The sequence below is a fragment of the Aeromonas sp. 11P genome (genome assembly GCF_051920165.1).
GTDB classification, from domain to species: Bacteria; Pseudomonadota; Gammaproteobacteria; order Enterobacterales; family Aeromonadaceae; genus Aeromonas; species Aeromonas veronii.
Window position 1 is genome coordinate 2,725,001 of sequence record NZ_JBQBDJ010000004.1, and the last position, 21,297, is coordinate 2,746,297.

The following is a 21,297-nucleotide window of genomic DNA, read 5'->3' on the forward strand; positions in this document are numbered from 1 at the left end:
CATGGGGGCGTTGATGGCGGCCCGCTCAGCTGCCTTGCGCAGACCGGCGTTGCGGGACTTGATATCCGGCAGATAGAGGCGACGGCCAAACAGGGTCTCGACATACCCCTGGGCTTCCGCCTGCTGACGGGTGCGCTCCATATACTCCAGCACGCCCGGGTAGCGTTCGAAGTAGAGATCCATGTACTTCTGTGCTTCGGCGCGGCCGATCCCCAGCTGCTTGGCCAGACCGAAGGCACTCATGCCGTAGATAAGGCCGAAGTTGATCGCCTTAGCGCTGCGGCGCATGTCGGTGGTGACCGCATCGAGCGCTACACCGAATACCTCGGCGGCGGTCGCCTTGTGGATGTCCTTGCCCTCGGCAAAGGCAGTCAGCAACCCCTTGTCACCGGAGAGGTGCGCCATGATGCGCAACTCGATCTGGGAGTAGTCCGCCGCCACCAGCTTGTAGCCAGCGCTAGGAATGAAGGCCTGACGGATCCGGCGCCCCTGCTCGTTGCGCACCGGGATGTTCTGCAGGTTGGGATCAGATGATGACAAACGGCCCGTAGCCGCCACCGCCTGATGATAGGAGGTGTGTACCCGCCCGGTCCGGGGCTTGATCATCAGCGGCAGCTTGTCGGTGTAGGTGGACTTGAGTTTGGCCAGCCCACGATGCTCCATCAGCAGTTGCGGCAGCTCATAGGTCTCCGCCAGCTCGGCCAGCACCTCTTCTGCGGTAGACGGCGCACCCTTCGGAGTCTTTTTGATGATCGGCAGGCCCAGCTTGGTGAAGAGGATCTCCCCCAGCTGCTTGGGCGAGGAGAGGTTGAACTCCTGTCCAGCCAGCTCGTGAGCCTGCTTCTCCAGCTCCGCCAAGCGCAGCTCGATCTCCTGACTCTGCTGGTGCAGCAACTTGGGATCGATGGTGGTGCCGAGCAACTCCATCCGCGCCAGCACTGGCAGCAAGGGCAGTTCGATCTCGCTGAATACCCTGGCAAGGCCCGGCACGGCCTCCAGCTGACCCCACAGCGCCTGATGAAGACGCAGGGTGATGTCGGCATCTTCTGCCGCATAGGGAGCGGCCTGCTCCAGCTCGATCTGGTTGAAGGTGAGCTGTTTCACCCCTTTGCCCGCGATATCTTCAAACGAGATGGTCTCGACTCCGAGATAACGCTTGGCCAGCGAATCCATATCGTGGCGGCTGGCGGTGGAATTGAGCACGTAGGACTCGAGCATGGTGTCGTAAGCGATGCCCTGCAGATCGATGTCGTGGTTGAGCAGCACGTTACGATCGTACTTGAGATTCTGCCCCACCTTGAGACGGGTCGGATCTTCCAGCAGCGGCTTGAGCTTGCCCAACACCACGGCCTCGCTCAGCTGTACCGGTGCCCCAAGATAGTCGTGGCCAAACGGCACATAAGCAGCCTTGCCCGGCTCAACCGCGAAGGAGACGCCAACAATCCGTGCCTCCATATAGTCGAGACTGGTGGTTTCGGTATCGAAGGCAAACAACGGTGCCGCTTTCAGCTGTTCCAGCCAACCGTCAAGCTCGGCTTCGTCCAGAATGCAACGGTAATCGGTTTCGATGGCGGCAACCGGAGCAGTGCTCTCATCGCCAGCTTCATCCTGTCCGGCGCTCTCGCTGCCCTCTTCACCACCGGACTCCAGCTCCTTGATCAGGTTGCGCAGCTCGTATTCGCGATAGACCGCCAGCAGGGACTCCCTGTCGACCGGCTTGAGCAACAGCTCTTCCAGACTCTGTTCCAGCTCGACATCGGTCTTGATGGTCGCCAGTCGATAGGAGAGACGAACCTGCTCCTCCTGCTCGCGGAACTTGTCGGCGAACGCCTTGGAGCCACGGAAGCCGAGCGCAGCTACCTTGTCGAGGTTGGCGGCAATCTCGTCGATACTGCCAATCCCCTGCAGCAGGGCCAGTGCAGTCTTTTCACCGACGCCGGTCATGCCGGGAATGTTGTCGACCTTGTCCCCCATCAGAGCCAGATAGTCGATGATGAGCTCGGGCGGTACGCCAAACTTCTCGATCACCCCTTCCCGATCGGTCTTCACATCTTTCATGGTGTCGATCAGGGTGACATGGTCGGAAACCAGCTGCGCCATATCCTTGTCACCGGTGCTGATCAGGACCGGCAGTTGCTTCTCGGTCGCCTGGCGGGCCAGGGTGCCGATCACATCGTCTGCCTCCACCCCCTCTACCATCAGGAAGGGGAAACCCATCGCCTTGATCATCTGGTGGATAGGGGCAACCTGGCTGCGCAGATCGTCCGGCATGCTGGCGCGGGTCGCCTTGTACTCGGGATAGATGTCATCGCGGAAGGTCTTGCCCTTGGCATCAAACACCACGGCCACATGACAGTCAGGATATTGCTTGCGCAGGCTGCGCATCATGTTGGCCATGACACGGACGGCGCCGCTCGGCAAACCGGTCGATGTGCGCAGATCAGCCTGCTGGGAGGCGAAGAAGGCGCGGTAAAGATAAGAGGAGCCGTCGACCAGAATAAGGGGGTTGCTAGGGGCCATGAAATCGTCCTGCCAGAGATAAACAGCCGCTAGGATGCCACAGGGCCCCCCTCACACCAAGGGGCGCAGCAACAGTACACAGCGCCTGATAAAGGGACTCAGTCTGTGGATAACTCTGTGTTCAAAAATGGGGCGCATCAGAGCACACAGTGATAAAACTGTGCATAAGAATACAAAAAGCCATTAAAAACAATGCATTGAGATCGTAAAAACCGATCGTGAGACAGTTAGAATGATCTCGATCAATGTGGAAAAAGATTTAAGGGAGTAGGTACGGCAGGATCCAAAACGAAACAATCCTAGCACAGCAAGATGACTTGACCAGCGGAGGGCGAGCGATAACCATACAAAAGTACAACAATCCATCCTGGCTCACATTTTCAACAACGAGGAGTTTGCCATGAAAAAAGTGGCCGTGATTTTGAGTGGCTGCGGTGTCTTTGACGGGGCCGAAATCCACGAGGCCGTCATCAGCCTGCTGGCGTTGGCCCGTCAGGGAGCCGCCGTCCAGTGCTTCGCCCCGAACGTGGCGCAGCTCCATGTCATCAACCACCTGACCGGTGAAGTGAGCGAGGGAGAGAGCCGCAACGTGTTGGTCGAAGCGGCCCGTATCTGCCGTGGCCAGATCAAGAATGTGGCCGAGCTGGATGCGGCCGATTACGACGCGCTGCTGGTGCCCGGCGGCTTTGGCGCGGCCAAGAACCTGTGTGACTTCGCTATCAAAGGGGCCGAGTGCCAGATCCAGCCCGATGTGCTGAAAGCGTGCCAGAGCTTTGCCAACGCCAACAAACCGGCCGCCTATATCTGCATCGCGCCCGCCATGATCCCGCAGATCTATGGTGCCGGGACGCTGGCGACCATCGGCCATGACGAAGGCACCGCCAACGCCATCGAGGCGATGGGTGGCAGCCATCTCAACTGCCCGGTCAACGAGTTTGTGGTGGATCAAGAGCGCAAGGTGATCTCCACCCCCGCCTACATGCTGGCCAACAATATTGTTGAGGCGGCGGACGGCATCGAGAAGACAGTCAAGCAGCTGCTGGCGCTATAATCCTCAGCCAGCCAAAAACAGACGGGCCGCTCATGGAGCGGCCCGTTTTCAATTCTGCCTGAAGGCGATGAATTAGATGGTTTCGCCCATCTGATCCATTTTGCCCAGCAGGGCACGCAGACGCTCCTGCCATGCAGTGTGCTCGTTGCGCAGCTGATGGTTCTCGTCTTGCAGCTTGCTGTTCTGCTCTTTCAGCTCGTCCAGCTCCATCTTCAGCAGGGAGATGTTGTCGACGGCGGATTGTACTTTGGATTCGAGTTGCTCAAGGACTTCTAGTGACATATGCATACCTGTTTGTTCAATTGCGATGCCCCACAGAGGGCGATTCAAGCGCGTGAAGCCAGCATACCCCGAGCGCATCGGCACAAACAAGCCAGTGCGCTGTAAAATGCGCCTTCCATAGATGTATTGTCTAAATATGCGTCTATTTTTCTCGCATCCTGCGCCCGAGCCGCGAGAACACACTGAAGCGTGCGTAAAAGGCCCCGCCACCCGCGCATCATTTGCACCCTTCCAACGGAACCGCCGTTATCCATGCAAGGCGATATAAGCCCCCAGCAACAGACAGGCGACGACATACATCAGCAGGCCATAAAGCAGGTTCCAGCGCAGGATCAGCCCGGCACTGAGGTTGTATCGGGAGGCCAGCGCCAGATTGGATCCGGAGAGCGGACTGGTGCCGGTGGCAAGCCCCCACCCCAGCAGGAAACACATGCCGAGCAGGCTGGGATCCGGCGCCAGCGGCCAGAGCAGCGGCGCCAGCCCGGAGATACTGATGAGCGGATGCACCCCGACGATGGCCACCAGCAGAATCAATAGCAGGGTGACGGATGCCTCAAGCCAGCCAAAGTGGTTGAACAGCGGCAGTCCGTGACCGGAGCCGAAATCGATTACCGACAGCGCACTGTTGATGCCCGCCGCCAGCAAACCGGCCCCCAGAAACAGCACCAGCTGACCGCCGATGGCGGGAAAGCGCTCCACCACCTGCCGCTTGAGGGCTGCCTTGCGCCCGGCCCTCGGCATAAAGAGCAGCGCCAGCAGCGGGGCCACCAGCGCAATCACCGCCAGAATGCCAAGCTGGGGCCAGATCTGCTTGATGAAGAGCACCAGCAGCGCCAGCGTGACCGGCAACCCCAGGGTCTGCAGCCGCAGCGGATAACCGGCAAAGTCAGCCACCCCGATCCGCTCCACCTGCCAGGCGGTCAGCCCCATCGCCAGCAAGGCGGCGAGGATCCCGAACGGCAGAATATGGGAGAGCTGCAAACCCGGCGCATAGGTGAGCGCCACCGCCATGGCGACAAAGAAGGGTGACCAGAAGGCGGCGGCGCAGAAGATCCGGCTCAGCACCATCACCTGACGCCGCTCCAGGGTGCCGTTGCGCTCCAGCCGATCGCCGATGATGAACAGCACCGAGAGGTTGATGACCGCCCCCAGCAGATTGAGGCTGGCCATGGTGCTCCACAGCCCTTTACGCCCGGTCCAGGAGGTGGTGCCGGTCAGCAAGCCGGAGGTGGCGAGGTTGAGAGTGCTCACCGCGGCAAACATGGTGAGCATATTGATGTTGGGCAGCAGCCAGTCACCGGCGGTGAGGGTCGCCCCCCGCCACCAGGAGAAGATCAGCAGCAACAGAGCGGCACCATAAAGAGCCAGCGCCTGCCGCTTGGCGGCACCCACCAGCCAGGGCCAGGTGAGCAGTGACGCCCCCCAGGCCGCCATGGCCGCTGGCCAGGGGGATAGTCCCAGATAGAGATGCAGCAAGTTGAGCAGCCACATCCCCAAAATCAGATAACCCGACCAGCGTTTGGCCATCGACTACTCCGGCCGGGAGATCAGAGACACTGATCCATATCCAGTGAAGGCTTGTCGCACTCCGGACGGCCGACGATCTTGGCGGGTACGCCAGCGACCGTGGTATGAGGCGGCACCGGGTTGATCACCACGCTGCCCGCGCCAATTTTGGCACCCACGCCCACTTCGATATTGCCGAGCACCTTGGCGCCCGCCCCTATCATCACCCCTTCGCGGATCTTGGGATGGCGATCGCCGCTCTCCTTGCCGGTACCACCGAGGGTCACGCTCTGCAGGATGGAGACATCATCTTCAATCACCGCCGTCTCGCCCACCACTATGCCGGTGGCGTGGTCGAACATGATCCCCTTGCCGATGCGGGCGGCCGGGTGCACATCCACCCCGAACACCACCGAGATCTGGTTTTGCAGATAAAGGGCCAGCGAGCGGCGCCCCTGACGCCACAGCCAGTTGGCGACCCGATAACCCTGCAGGGCATGGAACCCCTTGAGATAGAGCAGCGGGGTGGAGAAGAGATCGACCGCAGGATCGCGCTCCTGCACGGCGCAGATGTCGGCCGCCACTACCGTCAGCAGCTCGGGCTCGCTGCGCAGGGCCAGCTCGATCACCTCGCGCAGGGCGATGGCGGGCATGGTGGCGCTGTCGAGCTTGTTGGCCAGCTGGAAGCTGAGGGCCGAACGCAGATTCTTGTGATTGAGAATGGTGGAGTGGAAGAAGCTGGCCAGCATCGGCTCCTGGGCCGCCATGCACTCCGCTTCTTGCTGAATTTTGTGCCAGGTTTTGGCAACCAGTTCATCCATGTTGCAGCCTACTGTTGTTCTGGGTGAGGGCTCTGTTGTTCTTTTGTCAGCACCGAGATGGGGTCCATGTGGATGATGACATCCATCCGCTCGAATGCCTGGCGTACCGCCAGCTCGGCTTCATCGGCGATCTGATGGGCCTTGACCAGGGGGATCTGATCATCCAGTTCAAGATGCAACTGTACGAATCGGGTCGGCCCGGATTGACGGGTGCGCAGGTCATGTACGCCGTGTACACCTTCTACGGCACAGCAGAGCGCCATTATTCTCGCTTGTTCTTCCGCTGGCAACTGACGATCGAGCAGGGCCTGCACCGACTCGTAGCCGATGTGTCCCGCCCCCCACAGCAGGAATAGCCCGATCAGGATGGCAAACAGGCCGTCGGCCCAGTACCACCCCTGCCCCGCCAGCACCAGCGCCAACAAGACACCGGCATTGAGCAGCAGATCGGAACGGTAGTGCAGCATGTCAGCCTTGATGGCCACGCTGTTGGTCTTGCGAATAACGAAACTCTGGAAGCTGACCAGCAGCAGGGTCAGCACGATGGAGCCGCCACTGACCCAGAGACCCGCCTCCAGCCGCAGAATAGGCGCCTGATTGAGCAGGGATGAAATGCCGTGCATCACCAGCAGCAAGGCGGAGCCGGAGATAAAGGCCGACTGGATGAGGCCCGCCAGCGACTCCGCCTTGCCGTGACCGAAACGGTGCTCGTCATCGGCGGGGGCCAGCGCATAGCGAATGGCCAGCAGGTTGATGATGGAGGCACTCACATCCATGAAGGAGTCGGTAAGCGACGCCAGCAGGGTCGACGAGTCGGTCATCAGCCAGGCGATCAGTTTGCCGATGATCAGCAAGGTAGCGGTGGTGACCGCCGCTATGCTGGCAAAGGTCACCCAACGGGAATATTGTTGATGGCTCAAAACCGGCTTTCCTCTGGCGATGAAAAACTTATTATACCCTGACCCCGGCGTCAGTTTGGCGCGAAAATCTGCGGAATAACACCAGATGAACAGAATACTCCTGGTCGACGACGATCTTGAATTGACCCAACTGCTCACCGAAATTCTGACCCTGGAGGGATTTCAGGTCACGGTCGCCGAGGATGGTGAAGAGGGGCTGCAACGGCTGGCGGAGCAGAGCTTCGATCTGGTGTTGCTGGATGTGATGATGCCCAGGCTCAACGGCTTTGCCATGCTGACCAAGCTGCGCAAGACCCACGACACCCCGGTGCTGATGCTGACCGCGCGCGGTGACAGCCAGGATCGGGTCAACGGTCTGGAGGCTGGCGCCGACGACTATCTGGCCAAGCCGTTCGATGATCGGGAGCTGCTGGCCCGCGTGCGCGCCATCCTGCGCCGCACCCAGAGCGCCCCGCCCCAGCGCGGCAACTCCTCCGACGAAGTGCACTTCATGGATATCGTGCTGCAACCCGGCCTGCAGCAGGCCCGCTGCGGCGAACAACTGCTGGAGCTGACCGCCACCGAGTTTGGCCTGCTGGAGTGTCTGCTGCGTAATCCCGGCCAGATCGTCAGCAAGAGCCACCTTTCCGAGCAGGTGCTGGGCAAGAAGCTGGAACCCTTCGATCGGGCCATCGACATGCACCTGAGCAACCTGCGCAAGAAACTGCCGGATCGCACCGATGGCCAGCCCCGCTTCAAAACCGTACGGGGGCGCGGTTACCTGTGGCTAGAGCAAGAATAGAGCGCATCAGCTCCCTCAACGGGATCTCGACCCACATCTTCCTCTGGTTCTGGTTCATGCTGCTGGTGATGCTGGCCGCCGTGATCAGCCTGCCGACCCTGGATCCCCGCAACCAAATCCCGCTGCCGACCCACGAAGTGGCGCGGATGCAGAACAACGTGCGGGCCCTGCTCAACGCCGCCGAGCCGAATCAGGATTTCGATCTGGCCAAGGCGATGGACAAGATCGCCATGCTGCCGGTGGACAACGTCTACCTGCGCGACGAGAAGGGGCAGATCCAGTCCACCACCCATCCGCGCAAGTTCGTGGTGCGCTTTATGGTGGATGCTGACGACCCGGCCAATCCCATGCTGGGCAACGAGGATCGCAAGGCGATCGCCGGCCCCTTCCTGATGGAGCACCACGGCCATCGCTATCACGTCTATTTCGGCCTCAATGCCGAGAATCCCTACCTGTTCCTGTTCATTCAGGTACTGGATCACCCGATCCGCATTCTGGGCATCTCGATGCTGGTCAGCACCCCGCTCTGCCTGCTGCTCGCCTGGCGGCTGACCCGCCCCATCCTGCAACTGCAGAAGTCGGTCTCCCAGTTGGCGGCTGGCAATCTGGAGGTGCAGATCCCCAATCTGGGACGGGGCGACGAGATCGGCCAGCTGGCGGATAACGTCAGCCGCATGGTGGAGACGCTCAAGAGCATGATCCAGAAGCAGAAACAGCTGCTTTCCGATATCTCCCACGAGCTGCGCAGTCCTCTCACCCGGATGCAACTGGCGCAGGCGCTGATCCGCCGCAAGCAGGGTGACAGCGCCGAGCTGGCGCGGATCGAATCGGAGATTGGACGGCTGGACAAGCTGATCGGCGATCTGCTGGATCTGTCGCGGGTGCAGCAGCATGTGGAGGCGCCGGTGGTACATCCGCTGGCCGACCTGCTGGAACCCATCCTCGAAGATGCCATGTTCGAAGCGAATCAGAGCGGCAAACAGCTCAGACTGCCGCCGCTGCCCGCAGAGTCGATCCAGATGTGGCCCGAGCTGCTGGCCCGGGCCGTGGAGAACCCCCTGCGCAATGCCCTCAAATATGCCCGCGAGTTCATCAAGGTGGACTGGTATCGGGAGGGGCAGGAGTGGGTGATGACCATTCGGGATGACGGCCCCGGCGTGCCTGACGAGCAACAGGCGCTGCTGTTCCAGCCCTTCTTCCGGGTCGATGATGCCCGCAACGCCAAGACTGGCGGCACCGGGCTGGGGCTTGCCATCGCCTCGGAGGCAATACAGCGCCACGGCGGCACCATTGCGGCCAGCAACAATCACCCGACCGGGCTGACCATCACCATCCGCTTGCCCATCGCCTGATCCTTTCCATCCGGACGGGCGCTGGGTATGCTGGCGCCCCTTCTTGGCTTTACACCTCTTTGCAGGAGCTCGTCATGCTCGATATCGTCCTCTACCAGCCGGAAATTCCGCCCAACACCGGCAATATCATCCGGCTCTGCGCCAATACCGGTTACCGGCTCCATCTGATCGAGCCGCTGGGGTTTGAGTGGGATGACAAGCGGGTAAAGCGGGCGGGACTCGACTATCACGAATTTGCCGAGGTGAAGCGCTGGCCGAGCTATGAGGCTTTTCTGGCTGCCGTGGCACCCAAGCGGGTGTTTGCCTGCACCACCAAGGGGCGCACCGCGCACTCGGCAGCACAATATGCCCTTGGCGATGCCCTGCTGTTTGGCCCGGAGAGTCGCGGCCTGCCCATCGAGATCATCGAGAGCCTGCCATTCGAGCAGCGGCTGCGCATCCCTATGGTGCCCCAGAGCCGCAGCATGAACCTCTCCAACGCGGTGTCTGTCTTTGTCTACGAGAGCTGGCGCCAGCTCGGCTACGACGGTGCCATGTAAGCGCCACCGATGATCAGTGGCGGGCGTCGAGCAGATGCCCGCTGCGCTCCAGCCGCCAGCAAGTGACCCCCAGCGACAGACCGCGCCCCACCATCAGCGCCGCCATCGCCGCCCATAGCGCGGCCACGCCCCACGACTGACAGAGCCACCAGATCGGGAAGAAGCCGCCAAACGCGGCCAGCAACATGCTGTTGCGCATCTCCCGCGCCCGGGTCGCTCCGATGAACACACCATCCAGCAGAAAGCACCAGACCGCCAGCAAGGGCATGGCGATCAGCCAGGGAAGCTGACGATTTGCCTCCGCCACCACGGCCGGAATATCGGTGATCTGCCCCACCAGCCAACTGCCCAGCAGGGCAAACCCCAAGGTAAATGCGGTCGCAATCAGGGCGGCCCAGCCGAGATTGAGCACGATGGCCTCCCGCAGTGTCTGCCGATCCCGCTGACCGATGGCTCGTCCTACCATGGCCTCCACCGCATAGGCAAAACCATCGAGTCCGTAGGAGATGAGCATCAGGAAGTTGAGCAGCACCGCATTGGCGGCCACCGCCACATCCCCCAGCCGTGCCCCTTGCAGAGTCATGAAGGCGAAACAGAGCTGCAAACAGAGGGAGCGCAGGAAGATATCGCGGTTGAGGCCGAGCAACCGCACCATGGGCGCAAGCTGCCGCCAGCGCTGCCAGCCATCCTGCCACACCGTCGGCGCCAGTTGCCGCAGCTGACGGCGTACCAGCCAGATACCGACCGCCAGCGCGCAGTAGTCCGCCATGACCGAGGCCGCCGCCACACCCCGCACCTGCCAGCCGAGCCCGAGCACAAACAGGGCATCGAGCGCCATATTGACCAGATTGGTGAGGATCAGCATCACCATGGGGCTGCGGGCATCCTGCATCCCCAACAGCCAGCCCATGACCACCAGATTGCAAAGCGCCGCCGGGGCGCTCCAGATCCGCACCGCCACATATTGGCCCGCATAGAGCTGCACCTCGGGCGAGCCGCCACTTAGAGCGATCAGTCGTGGCAACAGAGGGAAAAGCAACAACAGCAGCGCTAGGCCAAGAGCAATGGCCAGCCCCAGCGCCCGCAGCAGAGTATCGAGCTGGGCACGACCGTCGGCGGCGCCGTGCGCCTGCGCCGTCAGGCCGGTGGTCGACATCCGCAAAAAGCCGAGCAGCCAGAAGATGAGGTTGATCAGGGTCGCGCCGACCGAAACGCCCCCCAGAAACCAGGCCTGACCGAGATGACCGATCACCCAGGTGTCCACCAGCCCCAGCAAGGGGGTGGTGATATTGGAGAAAACCATGGGCAGGGCGAGCGCAAAGACAGCGCGGTGGCGAGAGGGATCTCGCCACCAGGGGGCAACAGCTGGGGTCACGCTCAGTGGCCTGCCAGCTTCAGGATGCGGGCGAAGTCAGAGAGCATGGTGGCCATCTGCACCCGTGGTACCTGACCCGGCGCCACCTGCGGGCGGAATACCGCCTGTAGCTTGCCCTTGGGATTGATGAGCACGATGGAGGCGGAGTGATCGATCAGGTAATCCTTCTCCCCCTGATTGGCGATGGAGTAGATCAGCCCCAGATTGCGCACGAACGGGAACAGCTTGTCGTGGGGGGCGGTGGCCGCCTTGAACTCGGGATTGAAGAAGGCGGTATAGGTCTTGAGACGGGGAATATCGTCACGCTGGGGGTCCGCCGAGATAAACACTACCTGACTGTCGGGCGCCATCTTCTTCAGCTGGTCATAGACGGAGCGCATATCTGCCAGCGTGGTGGGGCAGATATCGGGGCAGAAGGTGTAACCGACAAACAGGAAAGTCCAGTGCCCCTTCAGGTTGGCAGGAGTGAACGGCTGGTTGTCCGCATCGGTAAAGGCGAAATCGTTGATGTCCCGCCCCGCCGGATAATAATCGGCCTGTTCCGGCTGCTCTGGCTGCGTGGCGTAGAACACCAGGATCAGGCAGGCTGTCAGCAGCAGAAAGAGCAGGGGATAGCGGAGCTTCATCATAACAAGAGACCCTTTCAGTTCGAGGCAGATGGCCAGCAGTGACCGGACAAGAGGGGGGCATTGTACCCCAGCGAGCCGCCAAGGTGGTTCAACCTTGTGCAACGCCCTGTCAGGAGTCGACCATTTGGCATAATTAATCGCCAGTTGCGGCCATAAAAAAACCGGCCCCCTTGGGTGCCGGTTATGGGTGGATTTGTTTGTCTCTTCTGCTCAGGGGCGAGCGTTACGCCCCTGCTGCAACATCTTGCCGATGGCCCGCACGCCGATGGGAATCACGGGGGCCAGCCAGCCCTCTTCCCCCTGGCGATCGCCATGGCCCCGCTTGAACAGCAACACCAGACGCACCACCTTCTCTTTCGGACATCCCAGCCAGAGCGTCCAGTGCGAACCACGATGGTGCAGCCAAAGACCGTAAAACCAGGTCATCCGGCTACCTTTGACGAAACGGGTGATTGACGATTCCGCTGGCGCAGCCCCAGCCTCTGAATCCCATGGCGATCTTGATGCCATACCAGTCCTCCTTGACCGACAGGTCATGTTGCTTCGTCGGCCTGAACTGGGAACAGGCCCGTCACGACTATCTGCAACGACTACAGAGTGGTCCCCTTTGCCTGACAAGGCTAGGGATCTCCCCACTCCCCCTTCATATCCCGTGAAGGTGTACTGCCCGATTCTCGTTGTTACCGGCCCTCCCGTACCGACGCATTGTGATGGTCAGAGGGAGGTGCCAAGCCCTGTCTCGGCGACAGGGCACTGATCTGAGCATATATCTGAAATGGATGATTGGTAGCCGGTCGCGCAGGACAAAAATGCCGCCACCGATGATCTGTTTGATATGACAGGGAAAGTGCGCCAGAAACAGCACGGCCTCCCGAAGGAGGCCGTGTGGCAAACGCCGTTGGCGGAGATGATTACATCCAGTCGGCGTTGCGGATCACCCCGACAGCCAGCCCCTCGATGGTGAGCTGCTGGCAGGAGAGGTCCACCTCGATGGGGGAGAGCTCTTCATTCTCCGGCAGCAGCCATACCTGGCTGCCCTTGCGCTGGAAGCGCTTGACGGTGACATCCTCATCGAGACGGGCGACCACTACCTGACCGTTGCGCACCTCCTGGGTCTTGTGCACTGCCAGCAGATCGCCATCCAGAATGCCGATGTTCTTCATGCTCATCCCCTGTACCCGCAGCAGAAAATCTGCGCGCGGATGGAACAGAGCGGGATCAACCTGATAGTGGCTCTCGATATGCTCCTGAGCCAGGATGGGTTCACCGGCGGCCACCTTGCCGATGAGCGGCAGGCCGCTCTCTTCCAGCACCTCTTCCTCTTCGAGCAACAGGCGAATGCCGCGGGACGTGCCCGGCATGATCTCGATGACCCCTTTTTTGGCCAGGGCCTTCAGATGTTCTTCGGCCGCATTGGCCGACTTGAAACCAAGCTTCTGGGCAATCTCGGCACGAGTCGGCGGCATACCGGTCTCGCTCATGTTCACCTTGATCAGCTCCAGCACTTCGGCCTGGCGGGGGGTAAGGGGTTTCATAGAATTGGCACCTGTTTTTTTATACAGCACACTGGCAGTATATACAGTGCAGTGGCCAAGGCAAGGCGCAGCTGACATTTGTCGCAACCAACCTCTCATTTACTGCTGTTTTGATCCTGCGCAGCCGACTCATCGTACCTCTCGGCGACAAGGGGCTGTCGATTTGCTATGCTCACGCCGCATTTTTTTGGAGAGCAGACGCACATGTCCCTAGGACAGAAGATTTCCAGAGCCATCTTGCAATGGCCGGTCAGCGGCTTGGTCAATCACAAGAGCCTGCCGGAAAATCCCATCACAGAACTCAATCTGGATCCGGCCAGACCCATCGTCTATGCCCTGAAAACCAGTTCGATCACCGACCTGATGACCCTGCAGCAGTGCTGCGAGGATCTCGGTCTGCCCGGTCCCTTCACGCCGCTGGAACTGAACGGCCAGCTGCTGCCGCGCTATGTCTGTCTGGATCGTCCGCCTCCCCTGTTTGGCAAACGCAGCAAACCGCTCCCCTTCCTGCAGGAGTTCCACCAGCTGCTGGATCTGCACAAGCAGGATTCCGCACTGGATATCCAGGTGGTGCCCGTCACCCTGTTCTGGGGTCGAGCTCCGGGTCGGGAAGGGGAAGAAGCCTCCGGCCTCAACATCATCAGCAGCCTGGCGCCGAACCGGCTGAAGAAGGCACTTATCGTGATCCTCAAGGGGCGCGAGAATCTGGTGCGCTTCTCGCCGCCGCTCTCCCTGCGCTACATGGCGGACAAACACGGCACCGACGAGGCGATCGCCCACAAGCTGGCGCGAGTGGCCCGTACCCACTTCAGCCGTCAGCAGCTGGCCGCCACCGGCCCGAAACTGCCGAACCGCAACCTGCTGTTCAAGCAGCTGCTCGACTCCGCGGTGATCCAGCAGGCGATTGAAGAAGAGGCCCAGCGTGAGGGGATCAGCCTCGAGAAGGCGCAAAAGCGCGCCCATAGCTACATGGACGAGATCGCCTCCAACTTCTCTTACCGGCTGATCCGCCTTGGCGAGAGCTTCCTCGGCTGGCTGTGGAACAAGCTCTACCGCGGTTTGTCGGTCAATGGCGCCGAGAAGGTACGCCAGCTGGCGCAGGAAGGACACGAGATCGTCTACGTTCCCTGCCACCGCAGCCACATGGACTACCTGCTGCTCTCCTACGTCATCTACCACCAGGGGATGGTGCCGCCCCATATCGCGGCAGGCATCAACCTCAACTTCTGGCCAGCGGGCCCGATTTTCCGCCACGGCGGCGCCTTCTTCATTCGCCGCACCTTCAAGGGCAACCCGCTCTACAGCACGGTATTCCGGGAATACCTCAACCTGCTGTTTGCCAAGGGGTACTCGGTAGAGTTCTTCACCGAGGGTGGTCGCTCCCGTACTGGTCGCCTGCTGCCGCCCAAGACCGGCATGCTGGCGATGACCCTGCAGGCGATGATGCGCGGACTGGACAGGCCGGTGACTCTGGTGCCGGTCTATCTGGGTTACGAGCACGTGATGGAGGTGAACACCTACCACAACGAGCTCAAGGGGAGCCGCAAGGAGAAGGAGAGCTTCCTGCAGGTGCTCGGCATCCTGCGCAAGCTGCGCAACTACGGCCGTGGTTTCGTCAACTTCGGCGAGCCGCTGACTCTCAACAGTTACCTGAGCGAGCATATCCCCGACTGGAAAAAGCACATCGGGGAAGAGGAGCGTCCGGAGTGGATGGCGGGCACTGTCAACAATCTGGCCGAACTGCTGATGACCCGCATCAACGGCGCGGCCGCGGTCAACGGCCTGACCCTGAGCGCGCTGGCGCTGCTGGCCGCCGAGCGCCACGCCCTGACCCGCGACGAGTTGCAGGCCCAGCTCAACACCTATCTGGATCTGCTCAAAGCGGTGCCTTACAGCCCGCAGAGCACCATTCCGGATGAAGATGCCAAGACCCTGCTGGATCAGGCGATGGAGCTCAACAAGTTCGAGGTGAGCGAGGACAAACTGGGGCAGATCATCAGTCTGGACCGCTATCAGGCGATCCTGCTGACCTACTACCGCAACAACATCCTCCACCTGTTCGCCATGCCCTCTCTGGTGGCGGCACTGATCGAACGGTGCGAGGGGATCTCCCGCAGCGAGATCATGGCCCGCTGCATCGACATCTATCCGCTGCTCAAGACCGAGCTGTTCCTGCGTTATGAAGAGGAGGAGCTGCCGGCGCTGGTCGACAGCCTGCTCGACGCGCTGCAGACCCAGCAGCTGATCGAGACCCGCGATGACGGCTACTGGGTCAATCCGGCCAACCAGATGCGCCTGCTGCTGCTGGCTGAGAGCATTCAGGAGACCCTGCAACGCTACGCCATCGTGCTGACCCGGGTGCTGGCCCAGCCCCATATCGAGGCGGAGCAGCTGGAGGCGGACGGCCTGATGATGGCAGAGCGCCTCGGCACCCTGCACGGCATCAACGCCCCCGAGTTCTTCGACCAGAAGCTGTTCAGCACCCTGATCCACACCTTGCGCAAGGAGGGTTACCTCTCTCCCGAGTGCAAGCCGGATCTCGGCCGCTTCCAGGCACTGGCCGACAACATAGTGCCGCTGCTGAGCAACAAGATCCGCCGCACCATTCAGGCAGGCAATCAGCTCTAATCTGCAACGCAAACAAAGAAGGCCGCATCATGCGGCCTTCTTTTTTATCGGAGTTTGCGCGGGAACAGGTCACACCAGCAGGTAATCGAGCACCAGACCGGCAAACACCAGCGCCCCCACATAGTTGTTGTTGAGAAACGCCTGGAAGCAGGCTTCCCGCTGCCGCTCGCGAATGAGCCGCTGCTGATAGACAAACAGCACCGCAGCTCCCAGCAATCCCCAGTAATACCAGCCCCCCAGCGTCATCAGCTGCCCGACCGCCAGCAGCAGCAGCAGCGTCGAGAGTTGCAGTACGCCGATGATCCGTTTGTCGTAACGACCAAACAGGATGGCGCTGGATTTGAGGCCGATCTTGAGGTCATCATCCCGATCCACCATGGCGTACTGGGTGTCGTAAGCCACCGTCCAGAGCAGGTTGGCGAAGAAGAGTAGCCAAGCCACCAGCGGCAGGGCATCCGCCTGGGCCGCATAGGCCATCGGGATCGACCAGGAGAAGGCCATCCCGAGCACCAGCTGGGGGTTGGAGATAAAGCGCTTCATGAAGGGGTAGCTCACCGCCAGCAGCAGGCCGACAAACGACAGACCGATGGTGAGCGGATTCATGGTCAGCACCAGACCAAACGAGATGAGCGCCAGCACGAAGAAGAGCGCCAGCACCTCCCACGGTTTGACTCTGCCCGTGGGCAAGGGGCGACCAGCGGTGCGTTTGACGTGGCCATCGAAGTTCCGATCCGCATAGTCGTTGATGACGCACCCGGCCGAGCGCATCAGAAAGACCCCGACCACAAATACGGTCAGCACCCAGAGATTGGGCAGGCCACCGGCGGCTAGCCAGAGCGCCCACAGGGTTGGCCACAGCAGCAGCAGAGTACCTATGGGTTTGTCGACGCGGGCCAACTGCATATAGGCAAGTCCCCGCTCCTTGGTTAACAGATTCACTCCAGCTCCTTGTCACAGACGAGAGAGGGCAGAAACAGCTCGTGCACCAGCAGTGGCCACTGCCCCAGAAACAGACGGGAACGACGCCCCCAGACAGTGGCGGCCGGGCAACGAGGATTGGCGGCAATATCGAAACGGGCCAACTGCAGATGATCGCGGCGGGCAGGCTCATGGCCAAATACCCGCTCACCCAACGGCTGCTCGCCAAGCTCGGCAATGCCGCTCCCTTGCAGTGCGTCATCGGCAAACAGAGTCCAGCCCAGCACGGCGGGCCCACGATCCCCATGCAGGATCACCTCGCGGCAGGTACCGGCCTGCGAGGCCGAATCCACCAGCCACTGCTCATCGGCAGTAAGGGCGACCGGGTGATTGCCCAGCCACTCCACCGAAAAGTGGCGATTGTGCTGACGCAGCCGCCGGGTCATGGAGCCGGGCTCCAGCAGCCAGGGGCGCAAGCTGGCGGGCAATTCGCAACATTCGGGGGCCAGCCACCCGCTTAACGGCGTGAGGGGAACAGTCAACTCGGACTTCACAGCTTCACCATCCAGAGATTTCCGTGTTCAGGTTAAAATCCGGTTTATTATCCGTAAATCAATAGCGAAATGTAAGAACATCCGTGCTTGACGGCCCCGATGGCAACATCAAAAATGGGTTATCTCTTGCTGATGAGCCATCTATATGAAGATCTTCAAAATTCTGCTGGTGTTGTTACTGAGCTGTGGCGCCCTGCAGCAGCAAGCTCTGGCTGAAGATGAGCCGCCCGCCGAGGGCACGGAGGGGGCTGCCAAGCCCGGTTTCTCCTACCACGCGCTCGATCCCGACATCATCACCAACTACCTGAGTGATAGCAAAACCCTCGGTTATATCCGGGTCACGGTAGAGCTGATGGCGGAAAACGAAGCCGACCTCAAACTGCTGGAGCAGCATGACCCGCTGATCCGCGATGCCATCATCCGCCTGATTGGCAGCAAAAATGCCGATCAAGTGAAGTCCCTGACCAACCGAGAAGAGCTGCGCAAGGAGTGCGAGACAACCGTCAACGAACTGCTGGTGAAAGAGACTGGCAAGAAAGCGGTGCGCGAGCTCATCTTCACCAAGTTCCTCTACCAGTAATCCCTCCCGAAACAATCGCTTATTGGCATATCGGCCAATAAGTGAGCTTTGCCGGTTTATTCGAAATGAAAATCGATTACAATACGGCCGTCAAGTCGTAGAGGTAGTCGTTATGGGCAGCAAAACCCTGTGTGAATGGCGCCGTCACGAGATCCCCACCGATCTCAAGGCGCTGAGAAAAATCGTGCGCAAACCCAAGTTTGTCTGCAGCAAGTGCGCCCGCAGTGCCAATGACAAGGGTTACCTCTGCCAACCGCTGCGCTTGAAAGAGGAGTAGCCCCTCCCTGTCAGGGCGTTATTGATCGGTCCACCCCTGACGCCCCTGCTCGAACAATCTGCGCGCCTGGGTATCATTCGGGCAGACACCGCGATACTCCTCGCCTGAGCGGCCAGCCAGATAGAGATGCTCGGGGCGGCAATACCATGCCAATCCCTTCTGATGTCCCTGCTTCCACAGTTCGGCATCTACCTTCTTGCCACATTGGCCCTGATGGAACTCGATCCGCTCGGTGGTGAAGCCCAGCTTGCCATCCGCCTCCCCCACCTCACTCCACACCTTCTCGCAGGGATCATCGTTGGAGACACAGCCACCCAGCAGGGCAGCCAACAATATGATGGTGAGTCGCATAGTCATCCTTGAGCGTCATTTGGGCAGTCCATTCTACCCAGCGCCCCGCCCCTGACCAAGGGCGAACACTCAGCCATGTGAGCGCGGCAAAAAAATCAGGCGGGCCCAAAGCCCGCCTGTTCGTTCAATACCGTGGTTCACTGGTCATCGAAAGTGTCATCATCTTGCCAGCTTTCATCTTCCCACTGATCCAGCTCTTCTTCCCAGGAATCCGGCTCCCAATCATCATCAGAGGAGTCGTAATCCGGCTTGTGTCCACCCATCTTCACTCTCCTTGGATAGTTCACCCGCACTCCAATTTTATCCGGAATTGTCGGGCTCGCCAGTCAGAGAGAGTTCAAAGTTTGACCAGAGTCCGGCCGGCGATCTGGCCTTGCGTGATGGCCTCGGCGGCCTCCACTACCTGCTCCAGCCCAATCTCGGTGACCGCCTGCTCAAAGAAGCTGGCGGGAAGATCCCGTGCCAGTCGCTGCCACGCCAGTTGACGACGTTCAAACGGGCACATCACCGAATCGACCCCCTGCAACCGCACGTTGCGCAGGATGAAGGGCATCACACTGGTAGGAAGATCAAAGCCGCCCGCCAACCCGCAGGCCGCCACAGCGCCGCCATAGTTCATCTGAGCCAGCAGCTTGGCCAGCACCTGACTGCCGACGGTATCGATGGCAGCGGCCCACAGCTGCTTCTCCAGCGGCTTGGCAGGCACTAGCAGCTCGCTGCGCGGCACGATGCGGCTGGCCCCCAGTGCGGTCAGCATGGCGCCCTGCTCTTCGGGGCGACCGGTCAGCGCCGCCACCTGATAGCCAAAGGCCGCCAGCAGAGCGACTGAGATGGAGCCCACGCCGCCTGCCGCGCCGGTGACCAGCACCTCGCCGCTTTCGGGAGTAATGCCCGCCTCTTCCAGCGCCAGCACGCAGAGCATGGCGGTGAGACCGGCGGTACCGATGCACATGGCCTGCCGCTCATCCAGCCCGGCGGGCAACGGCACCAGCCAGTCCCCCTTGACCCGCGCCTGTTCGGCCATGCCGCCCCAGTGCCCTTCGCCCACACCCCAACCGGTCAGCACCACCTTGTCGCCGGGCTGATAGCGGCTGTCGGCAGATTCGAGCACGGTACCGGCGAAGTCGATGCCGGGCACCAGCGGCCACTGACGCACAATCTTGCCCTTGCCGGTGATGGCCAGCCCGTCCTTGTAGTTGATGGAGCTGTAGGCAACGGCCACCCGAACCTCACCTTCCGGCAACTGGCTCTCGGTCAGTCGGGTCAGGGTTGGAACAGTCTTGCCGTCTTGGTTTTCCAGTAACAGAGCCTTGAACATGGTTGCCTCTTTGATGACGTGTGGAACGGGGATCAGCTGCTTTGGCGCTTTTGCAGTTGAAAATCGAGGGCCAGCGCGGTGCCCATCATGGGTTCAGTCGTTCTCCAGCGCAGTGAGGCAGTGCGAGAGGGTGTGCGCCAGCGCCCCCTGATTGCGCAGCACCACGGCGCGGGCCTGCTCCCCCATCTCGCGGCGGGCGTTGCCGTCGGCAAACAGCTGGCTCACCTGCTCGCCCAGCTCGGCGGCATCGGCCACGATGGCGGCGCCCCCCTGAGCCACCAGCTGACGAGTGATATCGCTGAAGTTGAAGTAGGCGGGCCCCGTCAGGCAGGGCTTGCCGAGGGCTGCCGGCTCCAGCAGGTTGTGACCGCCAATCTTCACCAGACTGCCGCCAACGAAGGCCACATCGGCCGCCGCCAGCATCAGCGGCAGCTCGCCCATGGTATCGCCGAGATAGACCTTATCCTCCGCACGCACCACAGCACCATTAGTGCGCCGCACGCAGCCATAAGGGGCACACAGCTCGGCCACCCGGTCGAACCGCTCGGGGTGGCGCGGTACCAGAATGAGCAGCGCGTCGGGATGGCGTTTGAGCAGCAGATCGAAAGCGGCCAGCACCTGCTCGTCCTCACCCAGATGGGTGCTGGCGGCGATCCAGACCGGCCGATCCGCCCCCAGCTGCTGACGCAGGGCGCGCCCCTTGGCCTGCACCTCGTCACCAAACTGGATATCGAACTTGATGGAGCCGGTCACCGCCAGCCGCGAACGATCGATGCCGAGGCGGGCGAAGCGGTCTGCGTCATCCTGATGCTGACAGAGCAGATGGGTCAACGGCCGGCTCAGGGCGTCGAAAGCGCCGTGGAAGCGGGCATAACGCTGGCAGGATCGCTCGGAAAGGCGGGCATTGATGATGGTCACCGGCAGATGGCGCGCCTCGCAGGCGGCCAGCCAGTTCGGCCACAGCTCGGTCTCCATCACCCAGAGCGCGCGCGGCTTGAAGTTGTCGAGAAAGGCGGCAATGGCCCAGGGGTAGTCGAGCGGCGCGTAGCGATGGATCACCAGATCCCCCAGCCTGGCAGCCTGATCGGCGCCGGTGCGGGTGGTAGTGGTGAGCAGGATCGGCAGATCGGGTCGCTCCGCCTTGAGGGCACGAATGAGCGGCGTGATGGCCAGCGTCTCTCCCACGCTCACCGCATGGATCCAGAGCGGCGCCTCCTGTCCGGTGGCGGGTAGCCGCCCGAGATGCTCGGCCCAGCGCTTGCCAAAGCCGGGTTTGCCTTTCTTAGGCTTGTAGAGGGCCAGCAGCGCCAGCGGCAATCCCAGATGGATCAGCAGGTTGTAGAGCAGACGGTAGGGCATC

At 61.2% G+C, this 21,297-nt stretch carries 22 protein-coding genes (1 of these 22 running past the window's edge); 7 read left to right on the forward strand and 15 right to left on the reverse strand.

Annotated features, from left to right (window positions below; all coding sequences use genetic code 11):
* On the reverse strand, positions 1-2,520 hold the 5' portion of the coding sequence (gene polA / locus ACTG1P_RS12555; protein WP_440001403.1) for a DNA polymerase I. The gene continues 246 nt to the left of window position 1, outside the view; 2,520 of the gene's 2,766 nt are visible here — the first part of the coding sequence; the start codon lies at positions 2,518-2,520; its stop codon lies beyond the left edge, outside the window.
* A 400-nt stretch (positions 2,521-2,920) separates the two neighbouring features.
* On the opposite strand from polA, the gene elbB reads away from it, so the two are divergent.
* Entirely contained in the window at positions 2,921-3,571 is a 651-nt protein-coding gene (gene elbB / locus ACTG1P_RS12560) for an isoprenoid biosynthesis glyoxalase ElbB (protein ID WP_440001404.1), read from the forward strand.
* A gap of 72 nt (positions 3,572-3,643) precedes the next feature.
* Here elbB and ACTG1P_RS12565 read toward each other — a convergent pair whose 3' ends face one another.
* The 4 genes from ACTG1P_RS12565 to fieF all read right to left on the reverse strand — a co-directional run bounded on the left by ACTG1P_RS12565 (position 3,644) and on the right by fieF (position 7,100).
* On the reverse strand, positions 3,644-3,853 hold the full coding sequence (locus ACTG1P_RS12565) for a cell division protein ZapB (RefSeq protein ID WP_005339554.1): 210 nt from the start codon (positions 3,851-3,853) through the stop codon (positions 3,644-3,646).
* A gap of 246 nt (positions 3,854-4,099) precedes the next feature.
* On the reverse strand, positions 4,100-5,380 hold the full coding sequence (locus tag ACTG1P_RS12570; protein WP_440001405.1) for a hypothetical protein: 1,281 nt from the start codon (positions 5,378-5,380) through the stop codon (positions 4,100-4,102).
* 20 nt (positions 5,381-5,400) lie between these two features.
* Positions 5,401-6,180 carry a serine O-acetyltransferase gene (cysE, locus tag ACTG1P_RS12575; protein ID WP_005339552.1) on the reverse strand — a complete coding sequence of 260 codons (780 nt, stop codon included), beginning with the start codon at positions 6,178-6,180 and terminating at the stop codon, positions 5,401-5,403.
* An 8-nt stretch (positions 6,181-6,188) separates the two neighbouring features.
* Positions 6,189-7,100, reverse strand: a complete 912-nt coding sequence (gene fieF / locus ACTG1P_RS12580) for a cation efflux pump FieF (RefSeq protein ID WP_005339551.1) — start codon at positions 7,098-7,100, stop codon at positions 6,189-6,191.
* Between the two features lie 85 nt (positions 7,101-7,185).
* On the opposite strand from fieF, the gene ACTG1P_RS12585 reads away from it, so the two are divergent.
* The 3 genes from ACTG1P_RS12585 to trmL all read left to right on the forward strand — a co-directional run bounded on the left by ACTG1P_RS12585 (position 7,186) and on the right by trmL (position 9,772).
* A complete protein-coding gene (locus ACTG1P_RS12585) occupies positions 7,186-7,881 on the forward strand; it encodes a response regulator (protein WP_042061153.1) in 696 nt (231 codons plus the stop codon).
* Positions 7,863-9,233 (forward strand): ATP-binding protein, encoded by a 1,371-nt coding sequence (locus tag ACTG1P_RS12590; RefSeq protein ID WP_440001406.1) that lies wholly within the window; start codon positions 7,863-7,865, stop codon positions 9,231-9,233. Before ACTG1P_RS12585 ends, ACTG1P_RS12590 begins: the two co-directional genes overlap by 19 nt.
* Before the next feature lie 74 nt (positions 9,234-9,307).
* Complete coding sequence (gene trmL, locus ACTG1P_RS12595; RefSeq protein ID WP_005339545.1) at positions 9,308-9,772, forward strand: tRNA (uridine(34)/cytosine(34)/5-carboxymethylaminomethyluridine(34)-2'-O)-methyltransferase TrmL; 465 nt, start codon at positions 9,308-9,310, stop codon at positions 9,770-9,772.
* Between the two features lie 13 nt (positions 9,773-9,785).
* On the opposite strand, the gene ACTG1P_RS12600 is transcribed toward trmL, so the two are convergent.
* From ACTG1P_RS12600 to lexA, 4 genes are all read right to left on the reverse strand, one after another.
* The gene (locus tag ACTG1P_RS12600; protein ID WP_440002304.1) at positions 9,786-11,075 is read right to left on the reverse strand and encodes an MATE family efflux transporter; all 1,290 of its coding nucleotides are present in this window, start codon (positions 11,073-11,075) and stop codon (positions 9,786-9,788) included.
* 74 nt (positions 11,076-11,149) lie between these two features.
* Positions 11,150-11,776: an SCO family protein gene (locus tag ACTG1P_RS12605; protein ID WP_005339543.1), complete on the reverse strand. Its 627-nt coding sequence runs from the start codon at positions 11,774-11,776 to the stop codon at positions 11,150-11,152.
* A 210-nt stretch (positions 11,777-11,986) separates the two neighbouring features.
* On the reverse strand, positions 11,987-12,202 hold the full coding sequence (locus ACTG1P_RS12610) for a hypothetical protein (protein WP_019446524.1): 216 nt from the start codon (positions 12,200-12,202) through the stop codon (positions 11,987-11,989).
* Between the two features lie 485 nt (positions 12,203-12,687).
* Positions 12,688-13,311 (reverse strand): transcriptional repressor LexA, encoded by a 624-nt coding sequence (lexA, locus tag ACTG1P_RS12615; RefSeq protein WP_005339540.1) that lies wholly within the window; start codon positions 13,309-13,311, stop codon positions 12,688-12,690.
* Positions 13,312-13,515: 204 nt separating this feature from the next.
* On the opposite strand from lexA, the gene plsB reads away from it, so the two are divergent.
* The gene (gene plsB / locus ACTG1P_RS12620) at positions 13,516-15,939 is read left to right on the forward strand and encodes a glycerol-3-phosphate 1-O-acyltransferase PlsB (RefSeq protein WP_440001407.1); all 2,424 of its coding nucleotides are present in this window, start codon (positions 13,516-13,518) and stop codon (positions 15,937-15,939) included.
* Between the two features lie 69 nt (positions 15,940-16,008).
* On the opposite strand, the gene ubiA is transcribed toward plsB, so the two are convergent.
* Both ubiA and ACTG1P_RS12630 read right to left on the reverse strand, forming a co-directional pair.
* Positions 16,009-16,878 carry a 4-hydroxybenzoate octaprenyltransferase gene (gene ubiA, locus ACTG1P_RS12625; RefSeq protein ID WP_440001408.1) on the reverse strand — a complete coding sequence of 290 codons (870 nt, stop codon included), beginning with the start codon at positions 16,876-16,878 and terminating at the stop codon, positions 16,009-16,011.
* Positions 16,875-17,411, reverse strand: a complete 537-nt coding sequence (locus ACTG1P_RS12630; protein WP_278170307.1) for a chorismate--pyruvate lyase family protein — start codon at positions 17,409-17,411, stop codon at positions 16,875-16,877. The genes ubiA and ACTG1P_RS12630 overlap by 4 nt, the downstream gene beginning before the upstream one ends.
* 145 nt (positions 17,412-17,556) lie before the next feature.
* Here ACTG1P_RS12630 and ACTG1P_RS12635 point away from each other — a divergent pair, with 145 nt between their 5' ends.
* A complete protein-coding gene (locus ACTG1P_RS12635) occupies positions 17,557-17,991 on the forward strand; it encodes a flagellar basal body-associated protein FliL (protein ID WP_040069400.1) in 435 nt (144 codons plus the stop codon).
* 112 nt (positions 17,992-18,103) lie between these two features.
* Positions 18,104-18,268 (forward strand): hypothetical protein, encoded by a 165-nt coding sequence (locus ACTG1P_RS12640; RefSeq protein ID WP_005339525.1) that lies wholly within the window; start codon positions 18,104-18,106, stop codon positions 18,266-18,268.
* Positions 18,269-18,286: 18 nt separating this feature from the next.
* On the opposite strand, the gene ACTG1P_RS12645 is transcribed toward ACTG1P_RS12640, so the two are convergent.
* The 4 genes from ACTG1P_RS12645 to waaA all read right to left on the reverse strand — a co-directional run bounded on the left by ACTG1P_RS12645 (position 18,287) and on the right by waaA (position 21,296).
* Positions 18,287-18,619 carry a DUF2799 domain-containing protein gene (locus ACTG1P_RS12645; protein ID WP_005339523.1) on the reverse strand — a complete coding sequence of 111 codons (333 nt, stop codon included), beginning with the start codon at positions 18,617-18,619 and terminating at the stop codon, positions 18,287-18,289.
* 137 nt (positions 18,620-18,756) lie between these two features.
* A complete protein-coding gene (locus ACTG1P_RS12650; protein WP_005339521.1) occupies positions 18,757-18,882 on the reverse strand; it encodes a hypothetical protein in 126 nt (41 codons plus the stop codon).
* 74 nt (positions 18,883-18,956) lie between these two features.
* The gene (acuI, locus tag ACTG1P_RS12655; protein WP_440001409.1) at positions 18,957-19,937 is read right to left on the reverse strand and encodes an acrylyl-CoA reductase (NADPH); all 981 of its coding nucleotides are present in this window, start codon (positions 19,935-19,937) and stop codon (positions 18,957-18,959) included.
* A gap of 93 nt (positions 19,938-20,030) precedes the next feature.
* Complete coding sequence (gene waaA, locus ACTG1P_RS12660) at positions 20,031-21,296, reverse strand: lipid IV(A) 3-deoxy-D-manno-octulosonic acid transferase (RefSeq protein ID WP_440001410.1); 1,266 nt, start codon at positions 21,294-21,296, stop codon at positions 20,031-20,033.
* Position 21,297 lies beyond the last annotated feature (1 nt).